Annotated in this window: 9 protein-coding genes and 1 other annotated feature; all 9 genes read right to left on the minus strand. The window is 36.2% G+C overall.

Translation table 11 applies throughout. The features are described from left to right. Positions 1 to 97 precede the first annotated feature (97 nt). Positions 98 to 390: a binding site (T-box leader), on the minus strand. A 241-nt stretch (positions 391 to 631) separates the two neighbouring features. After that, entirely contained in the window at positions 632 to 1,405 is a 774-nt protein-coding gene (locus DCC39_RS05870; protein WP_116553952.1) for a cysteine hydrolase family protein, read from the minus strand. Between the two features lie 117 nt (positions 1,406 to 1,522). Continuing rightward, the gene (locus tag DCC39_RS05875; protein WP_116553953.1) at positions 1,523 to 2,197 is read right to left on the minus strand and encodes a GntR family transcriptional regulator; all 675 of its coding nucleotides are present in this window, start codon (positions 2,195 to 2,197) and stop codon (positions 1,523 to 1,525) included. 232 nt (positions 2,198 to 2,429) lie between these two features. Beyond that, the gene (locus DCC39_RS05880) at positions 2,430 to 2,918 is read right to left on the minus strand and encodes a flavin reductase family protein (RefSeq protein ID WP_116553954.1); all 489 of its coding nucleotides are present in this window, start codon (positions 2,916 to 2,918) and stop codon (positions 2,430 to 2,432) included. 52 nt (positions 2,919 to 2,970) lie between these two features. Further along, complete coding sequence (locus tag DCC39_RS05885; protein ID WP_116553955.1) at positions 2,971 to 3,312, minus strand: cupin domain-containing protein; 342 nt, start codon at positions 3,310 to 3,312, stop codon at positions 2,971 to 2,973. 109 nt (positions 3,313 to 3,421) lie between these two features. Next, the gene (locus tag DCC39_RS05890) at positions 3,422 to 3,997 is read right to left on the minus strand and encodes a UbiX family flavin prenyltransferase (protein WP_116553956.1); all 576 of its coding nucleotides are present in this window, start codon (positions 3,995 to 3,997) and stop codon (positions 3,422 to 3,424) included. Between the two features lie 29 nt (positions 3,998 to 4,026). After that, positions 4,027 to 5,418, minus strand: a complete 1,392-nt coding sequence (locus tag DCC39_RS05895) for a UbiD family decarboxylase (protein WP_116553957.1) — start codon at positions 5,416 to 5,418, stop codon at positions 4,027 to 4,029. A gap of 22 nt (positions 5,419 to 5,440) precedes the next feature. Beyond that, positions 5,441 to 7,102, minus strand: coding sequence for a thiamine pyrophosphate-binding protein (locus DCC39_RS05900; RefSeq protein ID WP_116553958.1), 1,662 nt, complete (start codon positions 7,100 to 7,102; stop codon positions 5,441 to 5,443). Between the two features lie 13 nt (positions 7,103 to 7,115). Next, positions 7,116 to 9,023, minus strand: coding sequence for a TRAP transporter permease (locus tag DCC39_RS05905; RefSeq protein WP_116553959.1), 1,908 nt, complete (start codon positions 9,021 to 9,023; stop codon positions 7,116 to 7,118). 107 nt (positions 9,024 to 9,130) lie between these two features. After that, positions 9,131 to 10,198 (minus strand): TAXI family TRAP transporter solute-binding subunit, encoded by a 1,068-nt coding sequence (locus tag DCC39_RS05910; protein ID WP_165820787.1) that lies wholly within the window; start codon positions 10,196 to 10,198, stop codon positions 9,131 to 9,133. Between the last annotated feature and the right edge of the window lie 73 nt (positions 10,199 to 10,271).

A 10,271-nucleotide genomic window follows, 5' to 3' on the forward strand; every position in this document is an offset into this window, starting at 1 on the left:
TAAGAAAAACCCGCTTCTCGAAAAGGCAAATCGACCCCGCAGATATTGTGCTGTTACAAAGATTGCAACTAAAAAAAACCCCCGCCTGAGAAAAGTTCCCAGGGACGAGAGTTATACCCGCGGTGCCACCCTAATTGAAGTTGTAAGCTTCCACTATACAGTTAACGCCTGTCACGTTCTTCGCCTACTAATTAGAGGTGAGAGGTGGGACTTGATTAAATTGGCGAATTGCCAATTTAACTCCCTTTTGACACACTCACTGCCAAATGTTCGGCAAGAAATCTAAGGAGTGTCTTTCATTCAGCGCTTTATGCAGAAATGCTTCCAGCCTAAGGCATTTCCTCTCTTGGCATAGCTTGCTAAATTACTTTTCTCCCTCGTTGATTCGAATTATGAATTTGATATTATATTACGAATACTATTCTTCATTGTCAAGCAAACAATTCATACCTCAGAGATTTCGGATCTATTTTCCATTTTCATTACAGATTTATCCCACATAAACCATAATGATTTCCAACCTTAATACTCTCTTATGATTGAAAAGCAGCTCAAACGATCTAACATAAAGAGAAGACGAAAGAAGGATACCCCAAAATCACATTTGAGGCACCCTTCTTTCAGTTGGATTCTATACTGTTAGACGATTTCTCGTTTCAATAGCTTCATTGTATAATGTATCGCCGTTCTTTAATGAATCAATGATTTCCTCTCCAGACATGACTCTTGCAAATCCTCTTCTCATTGTCCTTAATGTTGCTTCATGAGCAAGTGCACTATCTGTTGCATTAATATCACTTCCAAATACAACATGATAATTAAGAAAATAACCAGACCTCGCAGTAGATTCGCAACAGAAATTTGTTAGTGTTCCACTGATAATGATTGTTTTAACACCTAAATTCCGTAAAACATAGTCTAAATCAGTACCAGCAAAAGAACAATAGGCATGCTTAGCATCTATAATTCGTTCATTAGCTAATGGAGCTAATTCACTATATACTTTTGTGCCCGGTGTTCCTTCCTTAATTGCTCCATCCTTAATCGGTTCCCAATATTCATAAAAATCGGCACTAACGTCTTCAGCTATAGTATGCGTAGGGTATATAACCGGAACACCCAGTTCACGACAAGCTTCTATCACTTTTTTCAATCGAGGTACCATGCGTTTAGCCTGCGGTATAAATAACTTACCTTCTGGATTCACAAAGTCTTCTTCCATATCAATTACAAGTAAAGCACATTCTTCTTTTTTTATTTCAAACGCCCAATGTTTATCAGTGTTATAATCCTTCTCTACAGAATCAATAAATTCTTTTTCTCCGGAAAATCGTGTAGGAGTTATTAAATCTTCCTCTTTAACATTATATAAAGTCATAAAATCTTTAACAGCTTTGCTCTCCATTATTGTTTCCCCTTGTTTAATTTCGCGTAGGAAAAAATTCAAATAAAACAGCAATCATTTTGTTGATTCAATTCGTAAGTTTGCCAAACGGCTTTACACTAAAATATTTGAACTCTTTTACTCTTTTGGTTGATCAATAATATTAAGTGTATCATTTGTTGTCATTAAATGTTGCTTCATCCGCTGTGCAGCAAGCTCCGAATCTTTGCTTTCTAACGAAGCAATAATTTCTCCATGTTCTAACAATACGTTTTTCATTCTACCTTGGTGGCTTAATGCTTTTAATCCGATAAGTTTTGTAAGATTATGCAAATTAAGCAAAATCTGTTCAATCAATTTATAACCAGCAATTTTCACCAAGCTTATATGGAATTCTTGATCAAGATCAATAAATTTAATCACGTCTTCACTCAACATTGCTTTCTCTTGTTCATTATAGATCTCTCTTAATGCTTTCAATTGTGTTTCTGAAATAATATCAGCAACTTTTTTAATTACTTTCGTCTCGATTGAAATTCTTAATAAAAAAATTTCGTCCTGTTCCTCGGGTGTAATTTTCCTAACCGTTAATCCTTTTCTAGGAACGGAAATAATCAACCCTTCATTTAACAAATCTTGAAGAGCAGCTCGGATTGGCGTTCTAGATGTTTGAAGCGACTTAGCTAACTGGACTTCAGTAAAAATCGTATCGTCAGCAATTTTCCCATTTAAAATTGATTCTTTAATTTGCTCATAAACTTTTTCCTGTGTTGTCTGTTCTTTTTCAATTGGTTTAAGATCAAGATTCGCCATGATTTTCACCCTAATTCCATCAATGATATAGTAAAATAGGCTTCATACTGCCAAGTAAATGTTTGTCACAAAAAAACTTTGCAATGGTGTTAAATGATGATCTAACACCACCACAAAGGAAATGCATCTGTGTTAAAAGAATTCACTAGTTTCATTATATCATAAACTAAGTTGTGCATAAATTCTTAAATATTACTTTTTTAAAACCTTCCTGAGATTTTTGTTGTTACGATCAAACGATTGCTTCATTCTCAGCTAGTTGTCGATACTTTCCTTGAAAAAAGCAAAGTGGAGAACCTTCATTATTCTTTAGACCCAATACTTCACCGAAAAATACTGTATGGTCCCCCATTTCAAGTTCTTTTACAACTTTACACTTTAAATTGGCAAGTGCGTCATCTAGAAGAGGAACCCCTTCTTCCGTTATTTCAAAAGAAAATTCCGGTTTTTCGTTAACTTTTTGATTAGCAAAAAGTTTCGATATATTAATTTGCTCAGCTTTTAAGAAATTTACACCAAAATATCCAGTTTTTGTGATCAAATCCAAGCACTTTGCTCGATGATCGATACATATTAAAATAATTGGCGGTTCTAGAGATACTGAGGAAAATGCATTAGCTGTCATTGCATGAACATCTTCTTCTCCTTTTACTGTAATAACAGTAACCCCCGTCGAAAAACGTCCCATCGCATTTCTAAATTCTCTTGAATCAAAATTCATATTTAAAACTCCTTTCGGCTTTTGCTATATTTTTGTAATAAAGCATAAAATGTTATTTGGAATAATAGCGGACTTCAAAAATTTTGCATCCATTAGGAGATTTCCAAGGACCATGCTTCATTCCCGGTGGACGGCACGCAACCATTCCAGCTGTAAACTCCTCATTTAATTCCAAATCAATAATTGAACCCTCAATGATAAAAAGCTCTTCCCAAAAATCATGAATTTGCACCCCATTCGGTGATGTATCTGTTCCAGGTTCAAATTCAAGAATTCTAGTCGCAACACTTGATCCAGGTATTTGAGCGATTACTCTTTGTGATAATCCTTTTGGACTTAATTCTTCCTTCTCAAACTTTAAAAAATCTATAAATTCCAATTCTGGCTTTTCCATTTAGAACCTCCATATAAAATCATTACTATATTAATTAACAATAAAAAATAATGAGCTCTGTATACATTATACTAAGTTAAGAATTTTGTATCAACTGCCATTTTTCCCTTTAATTTTTTAATGATTTTGGTTTTTGCAACCATCGATTCGTTAAATTATTTTCGATAGAAAATTGGTCCATCACCCGTGCAATTGTATGATCTACGATATCCCTAATTGTTTTTGGGTTATTATAGAATGCTGGCATTGGGGGTAGTATAGTACACCCCATTCTAGCTAAGCGAAGCATATTTTCAAGATGTATTTCACTTAAAGGGGCTTCCCGAGGGACTAGAACCAATTTTCGCTTTTCTTTTATAATGACGTCGGCTGCTCTAGACAACAAGTTATCTGCCAAGCCATAACTAATTGAAGCTAAGGATTTCATACTGCATGGGGCAATAATCATCCCATCTGTACGAAACGAGCCACTTGAAATAATTGCAGCTTGGTTATTCGATGAGTAAACATGTGTAGCAAGGGACTTCACAGAGTCAACAGTATAAGAAGTCTCGATCTTGATTGTTTTTTCGGCCCATGAACTTATAATTAAATGGGTCTCAACCCCACATTCCTTAAGTGCTTCCAATAAACGAATCCCATAAATTGATCCCGTTGCCCCTGATATCCCTACTACAATTTTCAAACTAATCCCTCCAAGAACTTATGTTTGATCTAATCATTATTTAAATAAGCTTCACTTAATTTTTTTGGAAGTGTATTTTCTATCCTATCTTTTGAATAATTTTCTATTCCAGGAATGCGTGTTACTTCATATTCGAATGGATCAGCTTTTAGAGGTATAGTACAATCAAATCCAAGTTTAGAACTTACACCATTATCGGTTGATGGATCAAGTTTGGAACCTAATGCATGATTTATAACAACTAAATCACGTTCAGCTTGAAAACGCGTAGCAACACACCATTCTACTTGATCCATATCAAAAATATCAATTTCTTCATCAACGACAATCACTTGTTTTATATCATAATGACCAGCAAATGCAGCCAATATTACATTTTTTGCTTCGCCTTCATTTCTCTTTTTCATCGAGACAACCAAGTGAAAGCGTCCTTTCCCACCATTTGTTAAATAAACTTTGCTTACACCTGGGCTTGTGTTTTTCAATGATCGCAATAGGCTAGCTTCTCGCGGAATCGCACCCAAAAGTAAATTTTCATCTGATCCAGCTAAGCATGTTTGATAGATCGGATTGTCACGGTGGGTAACACAATGGATTTCAATGACTTCCTTATCGCTTTTTGGTCCATAGTAAGCTGGAAACTCACCAAATGGTCCCTCTGGTTCCCTAACCTTCGGTAGGATACGACCTTCCAACACAATTTCTGCAAAAGCGGGCACATCAATGTCTACCGTTTTACAAGGGACTACTGGAATTGGAGATTTTTTTAGTGCACCAGCAATTTCTATTTCATCTTGCCCAAGTGGAGCAATCGCTTGAGAAGACAACATTAGAATCGGATCGACACCGATAACGATCGCGATTTCTAACGGTTTTCCTATCTCTTCCATTTTTTTAAAAAAATTATAGGTGTGTCTTGGTAAAATTAATGCGCCTAACTTGTTTTTACCTGACACTTGCAATCGATGAATAGAAACATTTTGACTTCCAGTTTCCGGATCGCGTACGATTGCCAAACCTGCCGAAATATAGTGACCTGAATCTTTCTCCTGATGGATAGGAATTGGGAACATTTTCAACAGATCAATGTCATTCTTAATGACGTTTTGATGTACTGGCGCCTCTTCACTAGACAGTTGTTTAGGTGGTAATGGATGATCCATTGCGTCAAGAAATCGATCCGTCATTTCGTGTTTATCACATCCAATGGCTTTCGCAAATTGTTCCCGAGTGCTTGCAATTCCAGCAACTGCACAGCCGTCATAACCTTCAATTTTTGGAAAGAAAACAGGCTTTTCTCCATCGTATAATTTAGTATATCCTGCCATTTCGAATTTAGTTGATACCTCTTTATCAACCACTGCCAATTCCTTATTCTCATTTAACAGTCGTAACCAGGATCGTAATGATTTTATACTCATTTCTCCCTCAGGCCTCCATTTTTTATTCGAATTCTTGCAATGTTTTAGATGCTGAAATGGTTTGAAGATCTAATGGAATTTCTATAATGGTAGGTTTTTTATTCGCTAATGACTTTTTTAGAATGTCTCTGAAATCTTGGTTATCTTTGACTTTATAACCGTGCCCACCAAATATTATTCCTAATTTATCAAAATCTGGATTACCCAAATCAGATCCAATTACCCGTTTCGGGAATTTTTTCTCCTGATGCAAACGAATTGCACCATAAGAGTTATTATTGAAAATAAACGATATAACAGGAATATTATAGCGCACAGCTGTTTCAAATTCCTGAAGGGTCATCATAAAGCCACCGTCCCCTGATAACGTAACCACGGGGCGATCAGGATAAATCATTTTAGCAGCGATTCCAGATGGCAACCCATATCCCATCGTTCCCGATGTAGGACCCAAATACTTTTGGTTTTCTTTAAATATAAAGTAATTTGAAAACCATGTATAAAAGGTTCCTGCATCAGATGTTAATATCGCATTATCCGGTAAAATAGTATGCATATCATCAATTAATTCTTCCATTGAAAAAATACCACTTATCTGTTTACTACGTTGTTTTTTTCTTTCTAATAACGCGGTTTTATACCTTCGTTTACAATGATTTACCCATTCAGAAATTTCCGTTTGATGATTCAAATCAGTCAACACGCTCGTTAAAAGTTGCAATGCTTTCTTTGCATCCGCTTGAATGGATAGATTTGCGGAAAACGGCTGGTTCATTAAACTATTATTATCAATATCAATATGAATTACTTTTTGCTCTTTCGTAGGGAAAGAGTATTTCTGTGTCGTTATATCAGAGAGCCTTGTCCCGATTGCCAAAATGAGATCTGACTCTCTAAGGGTTTCAAGAATTTCAGGGAAAGTCCCTAAGCCAGTATTTCCTAAATAATTCGGATGGTCATTGGGAAAAACGTCGTGTCTCCTAAACGCCGACATAACCGGAATGCCAGTTAACTCAGAAAACTTTATAAGCTCCTCCTTACTATCTGATAAGGTTATTCCTCCCCCGGCTAAAATGACAGGTTTTTTACACAGATTTAAATTTTGAATGATGTTAGAAGCATCGTTTTCAACCAATCCTGGTCTCCGTACACTCACTGGTGTGGAATAATGAAATTTTGCTTTTTCACCTAATAAATTCTCAGGTATCGATACTACTACCGGACCTGGTCTTCCTGTTTTTGCTATGGTTACTGCCAAATGAATGATTTCTGGGATGCGAGAAACTTCATTAACTTCCACAGAATATTTTGCAATGTGGGAAAAGAAAGCAGCTATGTCTACTTCTTGCCAAGCCTCTCTCCCTTTGAATTTACTATTTACTTGTCCGATAATGACAAGCATGGGAGTAGAATCTTGCTGAGCTGTATGAACACCAATCGTTAATTGAGAAGCGCCAACTCCTGCAGTGCCAATGCAGACAGCCGGTTTACCGACTGTCTTACCGTAAGCTTCAGCCATAAAAGAGGCTCCCCCTTCATGCCTTGCCGAAATAAAGTTTAACTTTGAAGAATCGTAGATTGCATCTACTAAATCTAAAATTTGTTCACCTGGCACACCAAATATTTGATTAACTCCTTCAATTTCTAAACATTTTATTACAGCTTGTGCACCTGTAATTTTCAAAAATAAACACCTCTTAACTAGAGTACTCTAATGATTCTTTATCCGGAATATTTTTTGATTCGTTTTTCTTTCGGGCAGCTTGGATGACAAGAATTGTTACAAAGATTACTAAACCGATAAGGCTAACAAAAACATTCGGTACAATTAAACATATAGCTGCTATTCCTAACGCAACTCGAAGAAGCCAATTAACGGAATACAATAAATAGCCAATAAGGGCACTAGATAATGCAATAACTCCTAATAAAGTAGTAACCGATGAGATTACAATTTGAAGCGTATTGCCAACTAGTAGAAGAGGCGGATTAAAAACAAATGAAAATGCGACCAAAAATGCTGGTATTGATAAATAGAAAGCGTAATACCCTGTTTGATTCGTATCACTTTGAGCAATACTTGCAGCACTATAAGATGCCAATGCAACAGGAGGTGTAATCATTGAAAAACATGCAAAATAAAGAATAAACATATGACTAGCAAGAGGTTCAAAGCCTAATTGTTGTAATGATGGTGCTAATAATACCGCTGCCATAATATAAGCAGAAGTTGTCGGCATTCCCATGCCTAGTATAATACATCCAATACTTACTAATGCCACCGATAAAATCGTTACACCGAAAGACCACTGAATAATTAAGCTACTAAACTTAAGACCTAAACTTGAATGAGTAATCACACCTACTATAATACCTGCTACCGCACATGGAATAGCAACTTGAATTGCTTGCTTTGCTCCACTAATTAAGGCGTCTAAAACTTTAGTAATCCCCATTCTTGTGGATTTTCGAAAATAGCTAATTACAACGACAGCAACAATCGACCAGAATGCTGCTAAACTCAATGTTTTACCCATAAAAATAAGTGTAATTAAAAGTAGCAGCGGCAAAAGCAGATGTATTTTATCTAAGATTTTCTCTTTCTCGTTAGAAACCTTCTCATCGTTTGAAGAAGAGTTCTTACTTGCTGCCTTCATACCAATTTTTCCTGCTCTAAGATGAACTGTTACATATAACATAATGTAATAAATAACAGCTGGAATCAGGGCCGCTAATGCAACTTCCGTATATGGGATACCTAATGTATCTGCCATCAAAAAGGCAGCAGCCCCCATAATAGGTGGAAGAATTTGTCCTCCAGTCGATGCTAATGCTTCAACAGAAGCGGCGAATTTGGGGGTGAACCCTGCTTTTTTCATTAATGGAATAGTAAAGATACCAGTACTAGCAACATTTGCTACAGCGCTGCCACTAATTGTTCCCATTCCACCACTAGCAAGAATAGCTGCTTTTGCAGGCCCTCCTTTTGATCTCTTAGTTGCTTTTAAAGCAAGATCAATAAAGAGTTGTCCACCTCCGGAAAGTTCTAAGAATGCAGAAAATAAAACAAAATAAAACACATAATCCGTTGATACACCAATAGGAACTCCTAGTATACCGTCTAATGAAAAGTACATTGCTTCTACCATTCGTTTTACACTTAACCCATCATGACCTAGAAGTCCTGGAAAATATGGACCCGCAAATGCATAAATCATGAAAAAAACTGCTAAGATTGTCATCGTTTTACCGATTGTTCGACGAGAAGCTTCCAAAAGCAAAAGAACGACTAAAATACATACCGTATAATCTAAAACAGTAAGTTCACTGACAAATTGAATTCTAGAGACTAACCGTTCTGCTTGAAAATAAACATAAGCCCCAGTAGCCAAAGATAGGATGACTAAAAGATAGTCAAAGTTTCTTAAAAATAGATTTTTTGAGTTTTTACCAACTCTAACAAGTGCAAAGGTTAACCCAAGAGCAAAAGCTACATGAAGCGCTCTTTGAATCTGGGCTGCCATAGGAGCTACGCCAGCTTGATATAACTGAAACAGTGACCAAACAATTGCAATGACAGAAACTAATTTCAAATATTTTTTCATACAGGGCCTCCTTCTTCATATCAGCCTTCCAGAGCCATTAAGCCAAAATAGGTACCTAGATTAAACGATATTAAAACTTTCCTAGGACCTAATGCCATATTTCTTGGTTATTTTTTAAGAACACCAACTTCCTCATAATAACGTTGTGCACCTGGATGAAGCGGAACACCTGTTAAATTCTCATCGGCAGCCTTGCTTGGGTCAAAATCTTTTACAGAGCTGTGGCCCTGAACCAAAGCTTCTTTATTTTCATTAATTGCTTTCGTAATCGTGTAAGCTACTTCTTCATCCATATCTTTATCTGTTATATAAGAAGCAACAAATCCGACAGTATTAACGTCATAATCTTGTCCTTTAAATTGACCTGATGGATAAGTATCATTTTCAAAGCCATATTCTTGCAGCGATGTCATAATATCGTCTTCCATTGCCATAACAGTGATATCTGTTGACAAAGCCAATTCAGTAATTACGGGATGTGCTTTAGTCATGACTAAAATGTGAATATCTGCTTGTCCATTTTGAAAAGAAGACTTAATGACATCATTTGAAGTAAGTTCAACAGAACCACCAAAGTCTTTTATCATATCGTAATCTAATCCATAAGCTTCTAGTGTAAGCCTAGTGCTGTATTCTGCTAATGTTCCTACAGGATTCGTAATTACACGAACAGGAATTTTCTTTTCTTTAATATCTGCAAGAGAATCAATATTATTTTTTTTCAAAAAATCGGTTCTCGCTATAATGCCGACATAGTAGTCATTTATCCCACCTACTAGACCCCGAAGATTCTCATACTTTTTGTCAAAAGCAACAGTACCTTCATAAGCCCATTTACTTGCAACATTATGCACTAATGCAAAATCTGCTTCACCTTGATCAATCAGTTCTACATTCCCTGTACCACCTGCGATAGGTAATACCTCTAGATTAATTGGTGGCGAAGTCTTTTTCAAAACTTCCGCGAGTGCACTGGAAAACTGATACCAAGAAGTTTGTGTATTATTTGTTGCTAACTTAAGATCAATGGGATCGCCATTTGCAACTTTACCATTATTCCCAGATTTTTTTTCCGCATTTTCACTGCCATTTGATCCACATCCTACAATCACTAAACTCAACCCTAAGACTAATATAAAACTAGTGAACCAACGGAAAGACATATACTTTTTCATCATAAACCTCCTCGTATAATATCTTTAGAGCTCACATTTAGAAGAATTTCCAGTTGATCCGGACAGCTTGAAA

This window comes from Pueribacillus theae, assembly GCF_003097615.1.
GTDB lineage: Bacteria > Bacillota > Bacilli > Bacillales > UBA6769 > Pueribacillus > Pueribacillus theae.